Raw genomic sequence first — 20,589 nt, 5'->3', positions numbered from 1 at the left:
GTCATTCTGTGATATATTGCATATTGTATTCAATTTATATTTTTAGAAAGGAGAATTTTAAATCATATGGATTCAAATCGATTAAAAGGAATTATAATGGTCATAATCGGTGCTTGTTTATGGGGCTTGTCTGGTACAGCTGCACAACAGCTTTTTCAATATGACAATGTTTCAACCGAATGGTTAGTTACGATCCGTTTACTTATATCTGGAATTATTTTGCTCATTATTTCCTCATTCGGAACGAGAAAAAAAGAGATATTTGGCATTTGGAAACAAAAATCTGATGCTATTAAAATGATTTTGTTTGGTCTATTCGGTATGCTTGCTGTACAGTATACGTATTTCGCTTCAATTAAAGAAGGAAATGCTGCCGTGGCAACATTATTACAATATTTAGCTCCTATATTCATCACTGTATACTTACTTTTCAAATGGAACGTTCGTCCATCAAAAGTTGATTTCATTTCAATTACCCTTTCATTAGTAGGCACTTTTCTCTTACTAACAAACGGGTCTGTTCATAACTTGGCTGTTTCTACACCAGCTATTATTTGGGGTGTTTTATCTGGATTATCTCTCGCTTTTTATAGTTTATATTCAAAGGAATTGTTAGAAAAATGGTCTTCCTCCGTTATCGTTGGATGGGGCATGATTATTGGGGGTATTGGTGTAACGATTGTACACTTTATTTCTACAAACGAATTCATTTTATTATCAACTATGAAATATGTAAAACTAAGTACCCTACCGCTCATCACATTTGTCGTCATTTTCGGGACACTTATTGCCTTTTATTTATACTTAGACAGCATACGATACCTTACTCCGAAAGAAACAACATTATTTGGTTGCACAGAACCACTCGCAGCTATTATTTCTTCTGTACTTATATTGCACGTGCCATTTCAATCTTTTCAGTTATTAGGCGCTTTTTGTGTCATTGTAATGGTGCTCATCTTAAGCCAAAAGCCGGATGAAGGGAAACAAAAATTAAAGCTTGTTCATGCAAAAAAGGAAAATATACAATGAAAGGATTGAATTCACTATGCCTGTCCCTCAAAATTATAAAAAACCAGGAAGAATTTCAGCAAAATCACTCGTTTTAAATCAACTACAAAATTGGATTATTGAAGGTGTACTGAAGCCCAATGAAAAAATTAATGATGGGGAATTGGCTGAGGCACTAGGAGTAAGCAGAACACCTGTAAGGGAAGCACTTCAAATATTAGAGCTTTCTGGATTAGTGGAAATGGTACCAGGGCAAAAAACGAAAATTGCTCCTATTAAGTTAGACGACGTATCTATCATTTATGAAACGATGGCTGGTCTTCACTCTATTATAGGAAAGCAAGCTCTTCAAAACATTACAGACGCTGATATTCAACTACTTTCTGAAATAAATGATCATTTTCAGCACTCTATAGAGAAAAAAAACGCAAAACAAGCTTTAGAATTAGATATACAATTCCACAATACAATTTCTTCTATTGCTAAAAATCAATATATTGAACCCTTTCTAGAAAATATACAACTTCACGTTTTACGTCTTGAATATTTGTTTTTCCAAAACTTTGTTCCAGCAAGTCAATCTATTGAAGAACATCACTCTATCATTCAAGCATTGCAGAAGCAGGACGAAAAACAAATGGAACAAATAATGACTCAAAACTGGCTCCGTCCCATGAAAGAAATACAAAAAATAATTTCTACGAAATAAAAAGAGAGCTGGTTACATTATATCGTAACCAGCTCTCCTTTTACTAATCTATATAGCTACGCCTGAATATTTGCATAATCTTCCATATCTTCGTACTCTTTTTCCAATTCCTCTAAAGACAGCTCGTATAATTGTCGGTCGCGAATCTTAAACACACCTGCTCCAATTAACTCATCAATTAAATGCCTCTTACGATTTTCAACAGCAAAACGGAGTTGACTACTCATCTTTTAAAAAACTCCTTTCTACGATCATTGAAAATGATAATCTTTATCAATTACCACTTTTGATTATAAAAGATGACTCTTTATAAGTAAAGTAATTTCATGAAATATTTACCTTACAAAGTATTTGTGGCCACATTATATATATGTATGCCATGCGAAAAATGTTATGACACATTTTCTTACCCTTTTTCTTTCATACTTTGCAAGTTGTCTCACCATGATTAAATGCACCATCTATTTCTACTTGAATGGTGACATGTTCTACATGAAACTTTTCCTTTAATACATCCGTAGCCTCTTTTAATACACTTTGCGTTTCATTATCTTTAATAATCAAATGGCAAGTTAATACTTGAAAATCAGATGTGACAGACCATATATGCAAATCATGAACTTCTTTTACAACCGGAATATTTAATAACGTACTTTTTACCTCTTCAACATTTATGTGCTGTGGTGCACCTTCCATTAATATATGAACCGTATCACGTGTTACACGCCATCCACTAATAATGACTAAAATAGACACAAAAATACTAGCAATCGCATCTGCAGCAGTCCATCCGAAAAATTTAATAAGTAACGCAGCAATGATCGCTCCGACGGAACCCAATAGATCGCCTAGTACGTGTAAGAAAGCACTTCTTAAATTCAAATTACCTTTCACATCTCCGCCTCTCATTAATATCCAAGCTGATAAAATATTAATAAGCAGACCAAGGACTGCAATAATGAGCATCCCATTACTAGCAATCTCAACTGGTTCTTTAAAACGACGGATTGCTTCAATAAAAATGTATACCGAAATGACAATAAGAACGACACCGTTACATAATGCTGCTAACATTTCGACTCGCTTATATCCATATGTTTTCACAGTTGTTGCTGTTTTTTCTCCGAGCTTAAACGCAAGTAAACTTAAAGCTAAAGATACTGCATCACTTAGCATATGCCCCGCGTCAGATAGTAGTGCTAAGCTATTTGTTACAAATCCACCAATAACTTCTGCAATCATAAAACTTGTTGTTAGTAGGAAGGCAATTAGTAACGCCTTTTTATTTTTTGAATGACCATGATCATGCGAATGTCCCATACTTATACTCCTTTAAGTACAATATCTGTATGTTAGTATGAAACAAACTCCCCATCTTTATCCCGAATCGACTGATTGTAAACGCCCGCTTCCTCTGTATACACACTTCGCTATTTTTTAGACAATCCCTTTTTCTCAAATAAAACAAGACTACTTCTTTTTTATTTTCATATTGTTTACTAATGAAAGAATTTTAAGGAGGTTACTTAAATGAAACGTTTATTTCTCTGTATGGAACGTGAACTTGTTGTAGTGAAAGAACAATATGATAATTATGAAACGACTTACCACTTACAAAATATGCAACCTACCTGTATCGCTGTTGATCCGTTCCACCCAAACCGTGTATATTGCGGAACATTTGGACGAGGTTTATGGTTAAGCGATGATGGTGGGGATTCTTGGCGACCAATTGGGGATTCCTATCGTTACTTTGATTTCCCTAAAGAAGATGGTATTTTGCACTCCTCTATCACTTCCATAACAATAAGCTCAAATGAACAAGTGAACGGATATGGGGTCGTTTATGTCGGCACAGAACCGAGCGCTTTATTTCGCTCTGAAAATGGTGGTGAAACGTGGACTGAACTTAAAAATATGAAATCATTATTATCTTCTTATACGTGGGCTTTCCCGCCTAGACCTTTTACCCATCACGTACGCTGGATTACAGTTGATCCAAACAACCCTAATACAATACACGTTTCAATCGAAGCTGGTGCTGTTATTCAAAGTAATGATAAAGGGCATACATGGATTGATAAAAAATTCGGTGCTCCTATCGATGCTCATCAATTACTTATGCACCCTGAAGCACCAAATCGTCTTTATGCATCATGTGGTGACGGATTTATGGGCGGACCTGATCGTGCTTATCTTGAAAGTTATAACAATGGAAACAGCTGGATCTCATGTAGTGAAGGACTTGAACATCATTATTTATACAGCATGGCAATTGATCCAGCTGATTGTAATACGATTCTAGTTTCTGCCGCGCCAAGTGCTGATCTGGCTCATCACCGTATCCCTTATGAATCTTATATTTATCGAAAAACGAAAGATACTCCTTTCCAGCAAGTACAACAAGGACTACCATCTGCAATCGGTACAGTCATTTCGATGTTTGCGACAAACAAGGCTGAACCACATACGTTTTACACGTTAAATAACAATGGCGTCTTTCAATCCAATGATAGCGGCGAATCGTGGGAACAACTAAATATTCCGTGGAAAGATGAATATAAAACGCAGCATCCGCATGCATTGCTCGTTACTAGTTCTTAACGAAAAAAAGACTGCCTAAATGGTTTTAGGCAGTCTCTCTTTTATTTCTTTAAATCAATGACCATATCATCTAACACAATATCTTTACTCTTCGCTTCTTTTTTCGGCACTTCTATTTTCTTCTCTTTCCCATTCACATACTCTACTCCACCATGATTTTCAGGTGTATGTACTTGCAAGTGCACACGAGGTGTAACGATAAGCTTTGTTGCATTTTCGTTTAGTTTTTGGAAGGTGGCACTCCAATGGATATTGTAAGGATCGTTGCCACTTCCCCCATTTCCTTCACCCGAATAAATATTCCCTAAATCATCCTTAACCGTCAATTCAACATCTACACTATCCCATTCTTTCCTCGCGCCCTTAGAAACCTCTTGATTGTAATAAAGAATAAATGAAACTGGCGATATTGCGACCTTTTCCATATTTGCTTTTATACCTTCTTTTTCCGAACTCCCACCAATTGTTCTCTCTTTACTATCCACTGATTTTACAGTTAAGGCGAAATTCCAATTACCTTGTATTGATTTTTTCCTATCTGGCATCTCTATTCTCTCTATATTCCATCTAAAGTTTACTTTGTCCTTTTTATTGCTATCATGATGCGTCGTTGTTACCATACCTACATACTTTTTTTCATTAACTTTAGTCATTTTACCACTGCCTGAACTACCATGAGCGTCCATTATATCCAATCCACCTAATAATATGATAGGATCCTCCCCTAAGTCCTGCTCACTTTCCAGTGAATACGTTATAGATAATGTTCTGCCATCAGAAATTACATCATTAATGGTAACCTTAACTCCATTACTCTCTCTCGTCATATTCAACTCAGTCGAAAATTCTTTATAATTTTCATATAACCCTGTTCTACCATTATCTAAAAATCGGAATATGTCACCGACAATTGGCAATCCCCCCGCATATGTAGGAAATCCGATACCGAGTGTTGCAACTGATAATCCTACTAAAATAGATGCAGCAGCGACACCTTTTTTCCAACTTTTCATCTTTTTCTTCGTACGTATCGATTGTTTTACATTTCGTTTTACTTTTTCCTTTTCAATTTCAGAAGCCTCAATTTCTTCTAGTTCTTTTTCGTCTATATCAATATCATTTAATAGTTCATAAATGTCTTTCATATTGCACTACCTCCAAAACTAATATTCGTAGCATTTTGTTGTAGTTTCTTTTTCCCACGGTACACTCGATTATCAATGGCTGCCCGAGTTAATCCTAACTTGTCACCTATTTCCTCTGTCTTCATACCAAATAAATATTTCATAATGAACACCTTTTGATCTAGCGGTTCTAATTGATTAATGAGCTTCAATAATTCTTCCCTATCTTCCATAACGATTAATTCGTCTTCTGCTGATTTTTCTGTACTGATATGAAACTCATCTGAAATGATTTCTACCGTTTTAGTCGATTTCCGGTAATAATCAATTGCTTTAAACTTTGCAATCGCTGCAATCCACTTTTTAAAATCACTCGGCTCTCCATGAAATTTATTTGCGTTATTCCAAATGGAAAGAAATATATCGTTTATACATTCCTCTATGAGTCCATCATTTTGAATGGGAAGTAGAACTTTATGCGTGATCCCCTTTATGAGTGGTAAGTATGTATCGACAACAAATTCTAACGCGTCTTCTTTTTGCCGCTGTAATCTTTTTATAAAATTTTTCTCATTTGATTTCATGTAGCGATTCCCCTTATTGTTTTGTAAAAGCTTTTACACCCTATATAACGTCTGAGAAAATTTTTTCTCTCATCTTTTTATTTTTTGTATGTAATGGAATACTTTCCCTTAGCCATTGTCTCACATAACTATGCGTTCAAAGAAAATTTTCTCAAGTCTGTAATTTAATTCATGTAGTACACTATTTATATAGTCACTTTTTAACTTAGTGTACATTTTATTTCGTTAATCTACTATTTTAATTTAGGAGATGAGATGTGTATGTGTGGAATTACAGGTTGGGTAGATTGGAAGGAAGACCTTTCAAATCAACATGTTATTTTAAAAAAGATGGCAAATAGTATTGAGCATCGTGGTCCAGATGCTGAAGGATTTTGGTTTTCACCTCGCGCAGCTTTTGCACACCGCCGATTAATCGTAATAGATCCTAAAGGAGGAACGCAGCCAAAAACATTTCGTGCTGGTGATTATACGTATGCTCTTACTTATAATGGAGAAATTTATAATTTCCGTGAACTTAGAGAGCAGCTTCAAAAATGTGGGCATGCATTTGAAACCCATTCAGATACAGAAGTATTACTACATGCTTATTTAGAATGGAAAGAAGACTGTGTACGACATTTAAACGGAATTTTCGCTTTTGCCTTATGGGATGATCAGAAGCAACAATTGTTTTTAGCACGAGATCATTTAGGTGTAAAACCACTCTTTTTTACAGAAAGAAATGGCAGTATTATTTTCGGCTCTGAAATTAAAGCATTATTAGCGCATCCATCTGTCCCTGCTGAACTTGATGCGGATGGAATAAATGAAATATTTGGATTAGGCTTATTTCGCACTCCAGGATGTGGCGTCTTTAAACATATTCAAGAAGTGCGTGCTGGACATTGTATAACGTTTACACGTCATAAAAAAGTAGTTACGAAGTATTGGAATTTAGAAAGTAAGTTCCATACAGACTCTATAGAAGATACATCTTCGCATATTTTATCTATTTTACAAGATACAGTAAAAAGACAATTAATTGCCGATGTTCCTCTCGTTTGTATGTTATCAGGCGGATTAGACTCTAGCGGTATTACTGCACTTGCGGGTAAAGAATTTGCTGCGGAAAATAAAACACTTCATACGTATTCCGTTGACTTTGTAAATAGTGCAAAAGATTTCGAGCTGACATTTGCTCGCACTGGTTTAGACGCTCCTTGGGTAAAACGCGTTTCTGAACATGTCGGGACAGCGCATCATGATATTATTGTGAATGCTGAAGAATTAGCAAATCAATTATTCGTTCCCCTTCATGCAAAAGATTTACCGAGTGCTGGTGAAATGGAAACTTCACTATATTTACTATTTTGCGAAATGAAAAAAGATGCGACCGTAGCTTTATCCGGCGAATCGGCTGATGAAGTATTCGGTGGATATCCTTGGTTTCATCAAGAAGAACTACTATATGTAGATAAGTTTCCTTGGCTAACAAATTGGAAAAATACATCTCCTCTTCTACTAAATGAGGTAAGTAACCAATGTAATCTAGAAGACTATATTGATACACGATTCCAAGAGGCGATACTTGAAGTACCTACTCTTGAAGGCGAAAGTAAAAAATCCGCGAAACAACGCCAAATGTTTTATTTATTTTTAACAAGATTCCTTCCTTTCTTACTTGACCGTAAGGATCGCATGAGTATGGCTGTTGGATTTGAAGTTCGTGTACCGTTTTGTGATTATAGATTAGTTGAATATTTATGGAATGTTCCTTTCAACATAAAAAGTATTGATAATATTGAAAAAGGCATTTTACGTAGAGCACTACAACCAGCTTTACCTGACGATGTACGCAATAGAAGAAAAAGCGCTTATCCAACTTCACAAGATCCACTCTACTTACAAACAATCCGTAATTTAACACTTGATATGTGTAACAATAAAAACAATCCTATTTTCTCACTTATTAACCATTCCATCTTACTTTCAATTGCTGATCAAAGTAATAAAGAGATTAACAATTTTGAGGCAAGAAGTGCCATGGAGTATATGCTACAAGTAAATGAATGGTTGAAAACATATCACATCCATATTGCTTAACAAAAAGGAGTTCAAGGATAAAAACCTTGAACTCCTTTTATATTAATTAGCACATTGTTTATTATCAGTATCAATAGACCATCCAATAATCGTGGCACAGTCTCTACCTTTCCACTGCAGTACATTTGTTAATACGGGCTCAATCTGCAAGCTATTTCCGTCGTGTAATATTTCTACTAAAGATTGATCATCATCAAACCTTCGTTTGTCACACTCTAAAATACCGTCCGTTGCCATTACAATGTGATTCATTCCTTTTTCTAATCCTCTTACACCTGACGTAAAGCAAGGTGTATTTGCTGCAAAAATATTTTTCCTGCCAATATATTCGTAATTCTTCCGTTTATTTAATCTTCCTTTTCCATTTTTCGTTTTCTCAGAATGGAATAAATACGCGAAACAATCACCAACTGATAACCAATATAAAAATTCGCCTTTTCGTAAACAAATTAAGCAAGCGAGTTCCTCATCATCTTGATCACACTTTTTAATAAATAACTCATCTGTAAATAACGCTAATAGGTACATATGTGTATGATGGAAAGCTAAATGTATTGGATATGAGAATAACTCTTTTAGTTTTTCTTTTCTTTCCGAAATCGCTTCTATTATATAATCTATATTTTTTGTTTTGTGATGTGTATCAAAAATCATAACAAATTCAAATTGTAATTCAGGATCCCACCAAGCCAGCACCGCATCTCCTCGTTCATATGCATCACTCTCTTGATTTCCCCCATATACGCCGACTGAAAGAGGACCACATTTTTCAACATGTATTTCATCTACATACATCTGTTCATGACTAATCCATTTGAATGTATTCACAGCTATCATCCTCTCTCTTGCTAAATGTATACCTTTACACATAGATTACCTTATATTTCAATAAAAATAAACTTTTTCAACATTTTTTATCCAAATAAAAGGATTTTATTTCTAAAACAACGAATATATCTTACTATACGATATAAAAAAGGGGATTTATTATTATGAACAACATTAATCAACATTGGGAGAGCATTTATTATCACTTACGATACGAATACGAGGACAACCTTTCCCACCAAGCAATTCGTATTTTACAAATCGTTTCTCGTGAGAAAGATATAACAATTGGAAAAGTCGCTACTGAGCTTAGTCTTTCTCATAACACAGCGTCTGAACATATAAAACGCCTTATTCAAAAGGGTTTCATCGTTAAAGAGAGAAATAAAAAAGATGAAAGAGTGGTAAACCTTACTTTAACAATTGAAGGAATTGAAGGATTAGAAAAACATACTTTACTAGATAAAGAAAAGATAAAAATATTAGAATCACAGTTATCAAAAGAAGAACAACAATTAATTGAAAAAGCATTTTCGTTATTAGCGAAGGAGGCAAAATATGCATTTCCTCATTAAAGTAATCGTTTCGGCACTTATTATTGGCATTATCACTGAAGTCGCTAAACATTACAGTACGATAGGTGGCTTTATTGCTGCCCTTCCTCTCGTGAGTTTACTTAGTCTATTTTGGATTTCATTCGAAGGCGGAAATAAACAAGAATTGAGTCAATTTGCTTTAGGGGTATTATATGGATTCCCCGCATCAGCACTACTATTATTTATCGTCTATATTGGTTTAAAAAATTCATTTACACTTAGTACATCTGTCCTACTTGGTATAGGTGTTTGGTGTATCGTTTTTGCTTGTCAAAAATTATTTCAAGCTTAGGAGGAATTAACATTCATCAATTTGTAGAAATAATGGGGCAAAATATAGAAGTACATATAAAAGGAATTGGTAAACAAACTGTAGTCATTCAAACCGGAATGACTTGCTCATTTTATGATTGGTTTCCTATTATAGAAAAGCTTTCAGAGCACTTTACAGTTGTTTCATACCATCGCCCAGGTTACGGAAAAAGTGATTTAGGCAATCAGCCGCGTACAATAAGGCAAGTTACAAAAGAGCTACATATGTTACTAAACAAACTAGCTATTCAAGAGCCATTTATTCTAATCGGTCATTCCTATGGAGGATTATGTGCACAACATTTTGCAATGTTACATGAAGATAAGCTGCAAGCACTTATTTTAGTTGATTCTACTTCGATGAACTTACACCGTTTAGATGAACTTCATTTACCAATTTCTGATCAAACTGATTCTGATGATGTTTGGTTTCAAAAATATAATATATATTCCAAAATGGATGTAGACACACTTTATAATGAACTAAAACCTATGCTCATCGATCAATCAAAACAGCAAATTGAATTCTCTACCTCGTCTTCATTATATAAAGCGACAGCTTCTGAACTATCGGAGTGGAAAAACTGTGCTCTCTCACTAAAAGAGCTATGTAAAACATTAGAAATACCATTAATCGTTATCGGTAGAGATCCTCAATATTCTATTACTCAATTGACTAATGGCGGCATGCCAAAAGAGGAAGCAACACAACTTGAAGCAATGTGGCAAGAACTAATTCACGAACCATTACACCTCTCAACTAACAACCAATATATTCTTGCCGAACATGCGAGTCACGGTATAGAAAATGATCGACCAGATATTATTATTGAGGCGATTCATTTCTTACAAATAAAAAAAGGAAGCAACTAAAGCTGCTTCCTTACTTATCTATTCATAATCTTCTTCATCATCGATTTCTTCGTAATATGAACTTCCATTACTTACATATATAGGGCCATTCGCAACATCAATACGTAGTACCCACGCCCATGGCACAGCTAAACGTTTATGTATCGCTCGCCAAAAGCTCATTGATTTTCTTTCGTACTCCTGGAACTCCTGAAGTAACTCTTTGTAGGAGGAACCGTCTAACTGAATATTTGCTTCTAACAAACGAGAATGGGCATAGTACTGTAACTCTAGTTCAGCAGCAATTTCCATTTCTTCTTCCGTTGCCATACCAATAATTGTTCCATCTTCTGGTGCAATTTCATATACGTTTTGAACTTCAATAAGCCCTTCTTTCTCTTTCTCAAACATGTAAACAGCCTCCTTTAACATATATTTTTTATGTTACAAAGTCATACTTCTACAATAACTTCTCTCTTTCCTCTTTTTTTGATAAACTTTTACAAAATATTTAACCGATGACCTGTTTTCTCTATTCTTTCAGCAGAAATGAAACGATTTTTATCAAAATTTAATTGATACACATCAGGCATATGAAGTGTTTTCCAAAACTCTAAATCATATTTCGAATTAAAATAATTCATGAGTAATACCATAATATTTCCATGCGTACCTATTACAATATTCTTACCTTCATATTGTTTTAATATATTTTGCATACATATTACAGCGCGCCTTTGTGCGACATCATTCGATTCTCCGCCTTCGTATGCAAAACTCCAATCTTCCCACACATTCTGCATAGCATCATTAAAATTTGATACCGGCTCTGTGCTCAATAATCTTTCACGCAAATCTTCTTCTGTTTGTATTGATAATTTATATGTATGCGCAATTCCTTGTACAGTTTGGATTGCTCTTTTATACGGGCTAGAAATCACAACATCAATATGTTTATCTTTTAATAAGCGTGTTACATTCTCTGCATCTAAGTACCCTTTTTCAGATAAAGGTCGCTCCCGTTCTTCTTTTGTATAGGTAGAATGGGCATGGCGAACGAAATAGATTGTTGTCATTTATTCATCTCCTTTTTCCGTTTCTACCCAAATTCAATACATTACCATCAAATCCCTTTACCTTTATAATAAGTGCTTTCAAATTTAAATGTTGATTTTCATATTAATAAAAGGGAAACACCCCATATGGTGTTTCCCTCATTTAAAATAGGCTACATTCAATTAAATACTTTATCAATTTTATTTCTATCGTATTCTAATATCCAATCATTATATGTATTATAAATATCCCTAATTGTATCAGGAGAGGTAGCTAATACATCACAACCTCTATCATCATAAACGTGAAATATAGTATTCTTGTTAACATTTATAAAATACACCCTATGAAAAATACTCGGTTTTATTCCCCTATCTTGATTACAAATTGCTTTTAGCATAGGAATGTATGTAAAGTCAGAGATTTTACATTTCAAAGTATATCTATGTGTTTTATATGCTCCATCTTCATCTTCTTCTGGAAAAACATAAGGGATTGTATTTTTCTGTAACTTAAACAAATCGGACTTCTCTTTGACATACTTAGAAAAGATATTCAATTTCTGTTTGAAAATTTCACCATTTGCATAGTCATTTACATCCACTACAATATAAATATCATCTTTTGTTGAATGTAAAGACTGAAATAAAGTAATCGTCCTTTTATAAACGCCTTCTAAATATAGACAATTTTCATAAATGTTATTACAATCATAGTCCACACCTAATCTAAAACGAATACCAATATCCCAATTATAAAATAGAGGTGGTCTAAGTTCTAAATTCGGAAACGTTTCAAGCATATACTCATTCAACCTCATCTCAATACCTACCTTTAATAGCATGTTGTTTACATAATAAAATTATTTTATTATAATTTATTTCTAAACTCTTCATCTGTTATAGCATCTTGAATAAAATAATTTATATTATTTCTCAGCTTTTGATATACAACTTGATCTTCTATATCGTTAAACATAATTACAACTTCTACTTTATTCCCTTTCTTATCTGTAGTATACAAGCTTTTTGTCAATACGAATGCGGTAGAACCACCTTTTTGCCCCGCAAATTCTAACTTACTATTATTAACTGTTCCTTTGAAAATATTCTCGATTTCTTCTTGCATTAATTTAGGAAAATAATTTCTACTATTTATTTTTTCCATTATACTCATATAATCTTTAGCGTTTGCACTCACTAATCGATCTGACCAAATTCGCTGAAATTCCATATCTACCTTTAATGGAATTTCACGTTTTTTCCATTCTTCTTCATCTTTCATCCATTCATGAATTTGTAACACATGTTTATTATACTCATCCTTTGACATGTTACGTATCATTTCTAATGATTGATTTTCTGGCTTATGAAGCTCTTTTTCTACATACCCTCTCATATATAGTGAAGCTGTATACGAAGAGAACTTATCATGACTAGTAAGCTCTAACTCTTTTATACTTTCATTTACTCTTTCTATTCCAAGCTTATCTAACAAATATGTTGTATTTGCGTTAGAACTATAATGAATCATTCCTTTAGCGACTTCTTCTAAAGCGATTTGTCCATTTTTCACTAATTCTCTCGCTTTGGCATCTTCTAACCAGTTAGGATGTGCTCCACCATCAGTATCTTTAACGTAATATTTTTCTAGCTCGTGCAATGAAATTTGTTCATCACGACTTATTTTTCCTTCTGACACTTGCTTAGCAAATTCAACTGCTATTACGATTTTTGCCGTACTCGCTAATGGCAATTTTTTATTTTCATTTATAGATGTTAATATCTCACCATTTTTTCTAATCAGTAATGAACATGTCTCATCGTCTTTATGTTCTTTTATATAGGTTAATACGTAATCAGAATCTTTTTTTGACAAATAATACTTCATTATGACAAAGAAAGCTATAATTGCTACTATAATCACTCCTGCAACAATTCCTATAATCTTTAATATGTTCACAATATACCTCCTCTAACAAATTTCCTTCTATATCATAATTATACCGAACTAAATTACAAAATTATACAAAACAGAATAACTCTTCCTACACATAAAGAATTATTATTTTATTTCACACTGTATTGCACGAAAAAATCTCATGAATATGTCTAACATTCACATAACAAAAAAACATGCTTTCATGATGAGAGCATGTTTTGTGATATTCTTCACATTGTTTCGTTAAAAAATTATCTTTTTATTTACCATGATGTAACATTAAATCACTAAGTTCTTCTTCAATGTGATTTAATTTCGCAACGCCTTCTTTCCATTTATGAATATAACGTGAAACCCCAACGAAAAACAAAACAATAATTGTGGAAAGAATAATACCATATACGATTGCTACAGTACTCATAGTTACACTTCCTTATAATTAGTAATGTGGTTATTAGTTATATTTTTATTATAAACCTTTTTCTTTTAAAATACTTCAATTTCAACTTTTTGTAACAAAATTGATTTTTCTAATATTTCGTTCGTAAAAATGGCATATTTTTCACAAATTATACAAAACTTCACCATATGTACTATTACCATATGAGTTATATTATTAAATAGAATAAAGGGGATGATTACTATGACGACTTGGTTTATTGTAATGTTAGTTGTATTTGGAGCATTTAAAATTATCGTTTCTAGCCTTCCTAACACTGTTATTGAATCCATTATTAGCAAGTACGAAACACATCCAAAACTTGAAGAAGAGAATGTGACTATTACAATTCACGGAAATAACGTAGAAGGCGAACAGAAATCAAAAATTATTCATGATTTTAACGAAGGTTTATTTTTAGATCGCTATTATGCACCACCCCATAATGAAGGCACTCCTTTAATTATCCATGCAAAACGTGGTAAAAAAGATTTCACATTTTATATTTACAGTCATGAAGAGCATGTTGATGTTGTAAAACAATATAAAAAGAAGGTAGTTGCTTATAGTTTACGCTCTAAAAATCTTCAAAATAGTGATATGTTCGTGTCAGCTGATTTGTATAGTGATAATAAAGTTATTGAATTTTGACTAAAAAAGATAAGAGGCTTACTACATTCTATATGCAGCAAGCCTCTTTAAAGTTGTTTCAAATTATATCCATCTGCTTATGTAATGCTTAAAAAATGAATAATAAAGTTGTTTACTTCTTATTGAACTAACGCCCCCGTTAGTTTAAGTGTAACTCTTCACAATTATTTCATATTATATAGGTAAATAGAAAGATAAATTAGAATTTAGTTTATAGTTATAAAAATAAGTTATTTATATCCTTATAATTCTTCAAAAAGAAGAGTGTATGAAAAAGACTATTGTTTTTGTATTAACGATATTTATATTATTCCCAGGATTCGCAACACAAAGTTATGCGTTGTCAGATTCGAAATCTGTGGCAATACAAGCATTGCTAGATGATGCCTGTCGTACATCAGGTGTGCCTGGAATGTCAATCTCAATACTTGCTGATGGTGAAGTGTTCTACTTTTCTTCTGGGTATGCAGATCTTGAAAAGGGATTGTCTGCAAGTGAAAATACACTCTATGAGTTGGCCTCGGTGAGTAAAGCTTTTACTGGTATGGGGATTTTGCTATTGGAAGAGCAAGGGCTGCTCTCAATGACTGACCCTGTCCAAAAATATTTACCTTGGTTTACGTTAAAGTATCAAGGGAAACCTGTTGATATGCAAAGCCTTACACTAAATAACTTTCTTCACCATACCAGTGGTCTAACAAATATTAGGCATACTCAAAGTATTCCACAAGGCAATACACCGGATATGTTGCAAAAGACTGTGGAAACGCTGGTAGATGCAGAATTGGCGTTCTCTCCCGGTGAACAATATAACTATGGAACCGTTAATTATGACGTATTGGGTTTGGTTATTGAGATTGTATCACGACAAAGCTATGAAGACTTTATGAAGGAACAGGTATTTCTACCCTTAGGTCTTCACCAGACGTATGTTTATAAAGAAGATGCTCAAGCCACTGGACAGTTAGCACAGGGTTACCGTTCTTCCTTTTTTATAACAACTCCATTTAACGCTCCGGATTATGCTGGGAATAAACCTGCCGGCTATATCATTTCTAATACAAAAGATATGGCGCGTTGGATGGGCATACAGATGGGTATCGTGCAGGACATACCCGAAATATTTCACAGGGCCATCGAAAAATCACATAGGGGTGATATGTCTGTTTCGGCTGTCAATGATATGTATTATGCGGCAGGTTGGTCGGTAAACGCCGAACAAACGTTTATAGAACACACTGGGGGTAATCCAAATTTTAGTACCGAAGTAGCCATACTGCCAAATGAAAGAACAGCCATCTGCTTACTGAGCAACGGCGCAAATACCAATATAAACCTGGTACTAAAAGTTAAAAATATATTAAACGGCAATCTAACTCAGTCATATGAGATAAGCGGCACACAGCTGTTGGATATCATTTTGTCGTCTACCACAATTATTCTTTGCCTATTAGCCGTTCTGTTATTTTTCTTAGGATTAAGAAAAAAGAAAACGAATAAGCAGCAGCCAATGACAAAAAAGAGAACAATCGTAACAATTATTTTCCTAATCGCTACGATTGCCCAGTGTATAATGTTTTTTGCCTTCGATTGGTCAACGATACTTATTTGGCAAACATATAGTGTTCTTACAGCTTTAATTTCGTCAACATTATTAACAGCAAGCATTACTTGGTTTGTATATACTCACCGATTAGATGCCTCGGTCCGAAAATAAGTATAATGTTAAGTAAATAAATCTTAATTTATCGATATCCTTAATTTAAAAAACAGAAGACACCTCGGTGTCTTCTTTAATGTCATCGACACTTCTCCTAGTTAAACCCACTTGCTATTTCTTCCACTAACCTGCCTCGTTAGTAGAAGAAGGATTTTTAAACAACTATATTATTTTTTAAATGACTTTATTGTAAATTAAACAACTTTATTATCTCTGTACATGATTTAGCTTAATACTCATATATAAAAAGGAATCCATGGCATATGGATTCCTTTTTACTATTTACTGAAAAATAAGCTCTGTCTTCAAACTATCTTTCGGTAACAACCAGCCTTTTTTCTCTAAACTCGCCATTAATAATTCCCTTTGTTTTGTCGCAATACTTTCTTCATTTGTTTTAAATGACACTTCTATTACGAAGTCATCTTCTAATTTCCCAGTATTACTTAATGGCCAAATTTCAATATTTGCTTTTATGTTTTCAAACTCTCCTGTATATCGCTTCATTAATACAGGACCGTAAATACGGGAATTCTTTAACATCTCTTCTCCCCAATTTGTATACAACCATTTGTTCATTTTCCCTGGTAATTTTTCTATTAACATGTTTTGAGCGGCTTGTTCATTTGGTAAATCAAGTATCCCATATCCTTTAGCACTGTAACTTTTCTTATTTGAAATGCTTAATGTTTTCTTCTCAAATCCCCAATCTATTTCCGCCTCATAACTATCCGTATTACTATCGAATCCTTCTTTTTTAGCTACTTCTAGTGCATCTTGAATTACACCATTTTGAATAGGATATCTTTTTTTATATGTTAGTTCAAAATCTTTACTAAATTCTTTCTTTCGAATTCTAGCAAACCAACCTTCATCACTTAAACTTTTATTTGCAGTATCTAAAAATTGCACTTGTATTCTTTCATATTTTGTACCAGCCTGGAAATGTTCTAGCACCTCTTGCTTCATCTCTTTGTTATAACCTAATACTTGTTCTGGCTTTAATAATAACTTCACTTCAAAACTAGGTTTCATTGGACTAGCAGTAAACCCTTCCTTAACGTTATAAAGGAAACAACAAAAGAAAATGCTTACGAATACAAATACTTTTTTCATATACCTATCCCCTTTGTATTTTAAATGACTTCTATACGTTCCATTGCAAGTGAATATACATTTTCATATCCTGCTGTACTTAGCTTTTGTTGTAATCGATCTGTATCCTCTTTCAAAGCGTGTACTAGCACCGTATGTTCTGGTAATAATGTATTTAACATCTCTTTAACGTCTCTTATACTTTGGTGAACTTTATACGGAACTCGCTTCACCCTACATGTACTCCTTACAGGTTCTTTCATAACTCTTTCTGCAAAACTCCCTTTCGCAATGTGCCCAGTAAAAATAACGGCATTCCGCTTTTCATTCCGAAGCTGTTCATAGTATAACTGTGCTCGTTTCGTTTGCATATTCGCATCACTCATTACAACTATTCCGTAACTATTTTGCATACTAATGTCATTATCCATCACTATTATGTTTCTTTTTAGACTCTTCATAACCCATTTAAGTTCTTTATTATTTTTTATCCAATCTTTATATGCGAACATCTCTTCAAATCCAGCCAAGATTTCTTTATCTACTATAAGAGGAAATTCTTTATATCGTTCATATAAATACAATACTATATCTTGCGCCCTACCAAGTTGTGGCAGCGGTAATAATGCTATTCCTTTATTTTGCATAACTCGTTCAATTTCTGCACATAGTTCGTTTACACGTTCATTTTGCGAAACATCATCTGTGTGATAAGCGGCATCCACAATTGCGACTTTTATATTGTGGCCCAATTTCTCAGGTAAATTAGCTCGTAGTATATTAGACTCTGCTGAATAGTCGCCTGAATAAAATACGTATGTATTATACATATCAACTAAAAACCAAACAGCTCCCAATACATGCCCACTATATCCCCATTGAAACCGCAATGTAGGAGTAATTTGTACCCATTCATTTGGATTGCTAATCTCATCAATACATACATAATTTAAATCTTTTATGTGTTGGTCGCTATAAGGTAAATCCCACCCTTGCATCACATTATAGTTTCTCCATTTTTCATAATATAACGGCAGTTGCTCCTTCGTATAACGAGTCGTCCAAATTTTTTTCTTATAGCCATACTTCGCTAATAAAGGTAAACCCATCGTATGATCTTCATGAATATGTGATAAAAATACCGCATCTAGAAATGGAACAGCTTCTCTCTCTATTTTTGGATAACTATCCTCATAAGATCGATTAATACCACAATCAAATACTATTTTCGTCTCTTTATTTTTTACAAAATAGCAGGAGCGACCGTACTCTCCAGCTCCTCCCCATACTTCTACTCTCATCATGCTACCCCTTTTCGTTTTTGCTCCATATGTTGCAGCAGTAATAAGCACATTGTTGTAAGTCCAACAGAAACAACGGCCATCGCCATGCCTATAGATACTTCACCCTGTTCAAATTGAGCAAAAATAAACGTTGCTGACGTTTCTACTGATGGAGGTAATACGAGAAGCGATGCTACTAACTCTCTTATCGAAATTGTAAATGTCATCGCCCATCCAGCAAGAATGCCTGGGATAATAAGAGGCATTATTATTTTTCTAAAAATATAAATATAATTTCCAGAAAAAACACTTCCTGCCTGCATGAGAGAATCATCAATTTGTCCGAGTGATGATTTTACATATTGCACCGTGTAAGGTAAAAACAGAACAACATACGTTACGATAACCATGATTGGTGTATTGTAAATTGACATAGGCATATATGGTGAATTCCAAAATAGAATAAGACCTACAACCATAACGATTCCTGGTACCATATTCGGTAACATACCGCACATATCAAGCCATTTTTCAGAGGTTTTTTTCCCCTTTCGAATCATAAGTGCCAAAAAAACTCCAATCATTACCGCGATAATCGCTGTTACGAGTGAAAAAAGAAAACTATTCCATAAAGCCTCTAATCCCGGAGATCCTATTGTAAACAATGCCTCATAATGGCTTGTTGTAAAGTTATTTACATGTAAACCGCCGCCTCTTAATTTTGACAAAGAAGCAATAAGTATAGAAAAGTATGGAATTCCAATTGATACTATTAATAAACCAATTACATACATCCATGCTACAACGCGCGTAAATATAGACAAAGTATATCTTTTAGATTTCACACCTTTTCCACTAACCATTGCATATGAATACTTTCGATTCAATACATTTTGCATATACCAAATAAGCATACAAGCACTAAGTAATAAAGAAGATAATGCTGTTGCACTACTAAAATCAATTGGCCAACTCGAAATAAATTTATGGATTTCTGATGTTAACACGTGGAATCCTATTCTACGTCCGAATGTAGCCGGTGTTCCAAATTCAGCAATCGTCTTTACGAAAATGAGTAAAGCACCCATTACATAACTTGATACTAATAACGGCAATATTATTTTTCTTAAACGATAGAAAAAACTTCCGCCATGAACTGCTGCAGCTTCTTCTTTACTACTCCCAATCTGAAGTAACGTGTTTTTCAGCATGAAATAAAGGAATGGGAATAAATGCAGACTCATAATTAAGACCATACCTCCTAAACTAAAAAACGATGATGAAACTGTCTTTAGCATCGGAAAAAACTGTTCAAAATAGCCGTTAGGTTGCATGAACAAAATCCAGCCCATTGATCCAATATACGGCGGTGTCATAAATGGAATCATAAAAACAATATCTAACTTACTATACTTTCCTACATCTGTTTTGCTCATAATAAACGCCAATGGAAATGCAAATATTGTAGCTCCTATTACAACGAGTACACCTAGAAGCAGCGAATTCAGAAAAATCCCAGCTAATCCACCACTCTGCATCACTTCAAAAGGCTTTAAAAAGTTCCAACTGCTATTTTCATATATACTAGAAAATAAAATAAGAAAAAGGGGAATGACGATTAACATCGCCACAAGCAATAACGCTACCGTCATTCCAACTTGTCTTACTGATACGAATCGATTTACCATGGAATCACCAT

At 33.9% G+C, this 20,589-nt stretch carries 23 protein-coding genes; 9 read left to right on the top strand and 14 right to left on the bottom strand.

Annotated features, from left to right (window positions below):
* The first annotated feature begins 66 nt into the window (after positions 1 to 66).
* Positions 67 to 1,032 carry a DMT family transporter gene (locus AC3EMB_RS08975; RefSeq protein WP_089170765.1) on the top strand — a complete coding sequence of 322 codons (966 nt, stop codon included), beginning with the start codon at positions 67 to 69 and terminating at the stop codon, positions 1,030 to 1,032.
* 16 nt (positions 1,033 to 1,048) lie between these two features.
* Positions 1,049 to 1,720, top strand: a complete 672-nt coding sequence (locus AC3EMB_RS08970; protein WP_089172099.1) for a GntR family transcriptional regulator — start codon at positions 1,049 to 1,051, stop codon at positions 1,718 to 1,720.
* A gap of 56 nt (positions 1,721 to 1,776) precedes the next feature.
* On the opposite strand, the gene fbpA is transcribed toward AC3EMB_RS08970, so the two are convergent.
* Positions 1,777 to 1,947 carry a Fur-regulated basic protein FbpA gene (fbpA, locus tag AC3EMB_RS08965; protein WP_000098302.1) on the bottom strand — a complete coding sequence of 57 codons (171 nt, stop codon included), beginning with the start codon at positions 1,945 to 1,947 and terminating at the stop codon, positions 1,777 to 1,779.
* A 193-nt stretch (positions 1,948 to 2,140) separates the two neighbouring features.
* Positions 2,141 to 3,040, bottom strand: coding sequence for a cation diffusion facilitator family transporter (locus tag AC3EMB_RS08960; protein ID WP_089170764.1), 900 nt, complete (start codon positions 3,038 to 3,040; stop codon positions 2,141 to 2,143).
* Positions 3,041 to 3,250: 210 nt separating this feature from the next.
* Between AC3EMB_RS08960 and AC3EMB_RS08955 the strand changes: the two genes are divergently transcribed.
* The gene (locus tag AC3EMB_RS08955; protein WP_098678587.1) at positions 3,251 to 4,324 is read left to right on the top strand and encodes a WD40/YVTN/BNR-like repeat-containing protein; all 1,074 of its coding nucleotides are present in this window, start codon (positions 3,251 to 3,253) and stop codon (positions 4,322 to 4,324) included.
* 41 nt (positions 4,325 to 4,365) lie between these two features.
* Here the strand turns inward: AC3EMB_RS08955 and AC3EMB_RS08950 are convergent, their stop codons facing one another.
* Together AC3EMB_RS08950 and AC3EMB_RS08945 are read right to left on the bottom strand one after the other, a co-directional pair.
* Complete coding sequence (locus AC3EMB_RS08950; protein ID WP_488517638.1) at positions 4,366 to 5,469, bottom strand: DUF4179 domain-containing protein; 1,104 nt, start codon at positions 5,467 to 5,469, stop codon at positions 4,366 to 4,368.
* Positions 5,466 to 6,032: a sigma-70 family RNA polymerase sigma factor gene (locus AC3EMB_RS08945; protein WP_053564809.1), complete on the bottom strand. Its 567-nt coding sequence runs from the start codon at positions 6,030 to 6,032 to the stop codon at positions 5,466 to 5,468. Before AC3EMB_RS08945 ends, AC3EMB_RS08950 begins: the two co-directional genes overlap by 4 nt.
* Before the next feature lie 261 nt (positions 6,033 to 6,293).
* On the opposite strand from AC3EMB_RS08945, the gene asnB reads away from it, so the two are divergent.
* A complete protein-coding gene (asnB, locus tag AC3EMB_RS08940; protein ID WP_488517637.1) occupies positions 6,294 to 8,117 on the top strand; it encodes an asparagine synthase (glutamine-hydrolyzing) in 1,824 nt (607 codons plus the stop codon).
* Between the two features lie 42 nt (positions 8,118 to 8,159).
* On the opposite strand, the gene AC3EMB_RS08935 is transcribed toward asnB, so the two are convergent.
* Positions 8,160 to 8,987, bottom strand: coding sequence for a PP2C family serine/threonine-protein phosphatase (locus AC3EMB_RS08935; RefSeq protein WP_002040904.1), 828 nt, complete (start codon positions 8,985 to 8,987; stop codon positions 8,160 to 8,162).
* 122 nt (positions 8,988 to 9,109) lie between these two features.
* On the opposite strand from AC3EMB_RS08935, the gene AC3EMB_RS08930 reads away from it, so the two are divergent.
* From AC3EMB_RS08930 to AC3EMB_RS08920, 3 genes are read left to right on the top strand one after another with little or no spacing between them, the layout of a single operon-like run.
* Positions 9,110 to 9,520: a MarR family winged helix-turn-helix transcriptional regulator gene (locus AC3EMB_RS08930; RefSeq protein WP_488517636.1), complete on the top strand. Its 411-nt coding sequence runs from the start codon at positions 9,110 to 9,112 to the stop codon at positions 9,518 to 9,520.
* Positions 9,504 to 9,833 carry a DUF3147 family protein gene (locus tag AC3EMB_RS08925; protein ID WP_488517635.1) on the top strand — a complete coding sequence of 110 codons (330 nt, stop codon included), beginning with the start codon at positions 9,504 to 9,506 and terminating at the stop codon, positions 9,831 to 9,833. The genes AC3EMB_RS08930 and AC3EMB_RS08925 overlap by 17 nt, the downstream gene beginning before the upstream one ends.
* Positions 9,794 to 10,726, top strand: a complete 933-nt coding sequence (locus AC3EMB_RS08920) for an alpha/beta fold hydrolase (protein ID WP_366988267.1) — start codon at positions 9,794 to 9,796, stop codon at positions 10,724 to 10,726. Before AC3EMB_RS08925 ends, AC3EMB_RS08920 begins: the two co-directional genes overlap by 40 nt.
* A gap of 18 nt (positions 10,727 to 10,744) precedes the next feature.
* Here AC3EMB_RS08920 and AC3EMB_RS08915 read toward each other — a convergent pair whose 3' ends face one another.
* The 6 genes from AC3EMB_RS08915 to AC3EMB_RS08890 form a co-directional block, all read right to left on the bottom strand.
* Entirely contained in the window at positions 10,745 to 11,116 is a 372-nt protein-coding gene (locus AC3EMB_RS08915) for a hypothetical protein (protein WP_000461779.1), read from the bottom strand.
* An 89-nt stretch (positions 11,117 to 11,205) separates the two neighbouring features.
* A complete protein-coding gene (locus tag AC3EMB_RS08910) occupies positions 11,206 to 11,781 on the bottom strand; it encodes a histidine phosphatase family protein (protein WP_043936901.1) in 576 nt (191 codons plus the stop codon).
* A 158-nt stretch (positions 11,782 to 11,939) separates the two neighbouring features.
* Positions 11,940 to 12,563 carry a DUF3885 domain-containing protein gene (locus AC3EMB_RS08905; protein WP_488517634.1) on the bottom strand — a complete coding sequence of 208 codons (624 nt, stop codon included), beginning with the start codon at positions 12,561 to 12,563 and terminating at the stop codon, positions 11,940 to 11,942.
* Between the two features lie 68 nt (positions 12,564 to 12,631).
* Entirely contained in the window at positions 12,632 to 13,723 is a 1,092-nt protein-coding gene (locus AC3EMB_RS08900) for a serine hydrolase (RefSeq protein WP_029441930.1), read from the bottom strand.
* Between the two features lie 238 nt (positions 13,724 to 13,961).
* Positions 13,962 to 14,123 (bottom strand): hypothetical protein, encoded by a 162-nt coding sequence (locus AC3EMB_RS08895; protein ID WP_000108701.1) that lies wholly within the window; start codon positions 14,121 to 14,123, stop codon positions 13,962 to 13,964.
* Positions 14,124 to 14,188: 65 nt separating this feature from the next.
* Complete coding sequence (locus AC3EMB_RS08890) at positions 14,189 to 14,305, bottom strand: hypothetical protein (RefSeq protein WP_002011946.1); 117 nt, start codon at positions 14,303 to 14,305, stop codon at positions 14,189 to 14,191.
* A gap of 40 nt (positions 14,306 to 14,345) precedes the next feature.
* Between AC3EMB_RS08890 and AC3EMB_RS08885 the strand changes: the two genes are divergently transcribed.
* The gene (locus AC3EMB_RS08885) at positions 14,346 to 14,792 is read left to right on the top strand and encodes a YfmQ family protein (RefSeq protein WP_000214587.1); all 447 of its coding nucleotides are present in this window, start codon (positions 14,346 to 14,348) and stop codon (positions 14,790 to 14,792) included.
* 268 nt (positions 14,793 to 15,060) lie between these two features.
* Positions 15,061 to 16,509, top strand: coding sequence for a serine hydrolase domain-containing protein (locus tag AC3EMB_RS08880; RefSeq protein ID WP_488517633.1), 1,449 nt, complete (start codon positions 15,061 to 15,063; stop codon positions 16,507 to 16,509).
* 285 nt (positions 16,510 to 16,794) lie between these two features.
* Here the strand turns inward: AC3EMB_RS08880 and AC3EMB_RS08875 are convergent, their stop codons facing one another.
* Genes AC3EMB_RS08875 through AC3EMB_RS08865 form a run of 3 tightly spaced genes read right to left on the bottom strand, consistent with a single transcriptional unit; the run spans position 16,795 to position 20,578 of the window.
* Positions 16,795 to 17,628, bottom strand: a complete 834-nt coding sequence (locus AC3EMB_RS08875) for a hypothetical protein (protein ID WP_000755327.1) — start codon at positions 17,626 to 17,628, stop codon at positions 16,795 to 16,797.
* Positions 17,629 to 17,648: 20 nt separating this feature from the next.
* Complete coding sequence (locus AC3EMB_RS08870) at positions 17,649 to 18,911, bottom strand: MBL fold metallo-hydrolase (RefSeq protein ID WP_033692596.1); 1,263 nt, start codon at positions 18,909 to 18,911, stop codon at positions 17,649 to 17,651.
* Positions 18,908 to 20,578 (bottom strand): ABC transporter permease, encoded by a 1,671-nt coding sequence (locus AC3EMB_RS08865; RefSeq protein WP_000248146.1) that lies wholly within the window; start codon positions 20,576 to 20,578, stop codon positions 18,908 to 18,910. Before AC3EMB_RS08865 ends, AC3EMB_RS08870 begins: the two co-directional genes overlap by 4 nt.
* Positions 20,579 to 20,589 lie beyond the last annotated feature (11 nt).

It is taken from the genome of Bacillus sp. LQ16, assembly GCF_057784645.1.
Note: the sequence above shows the minus strand (reverse complement) of the source record. Positions and strands in the feature narration are given on the sequence as shown.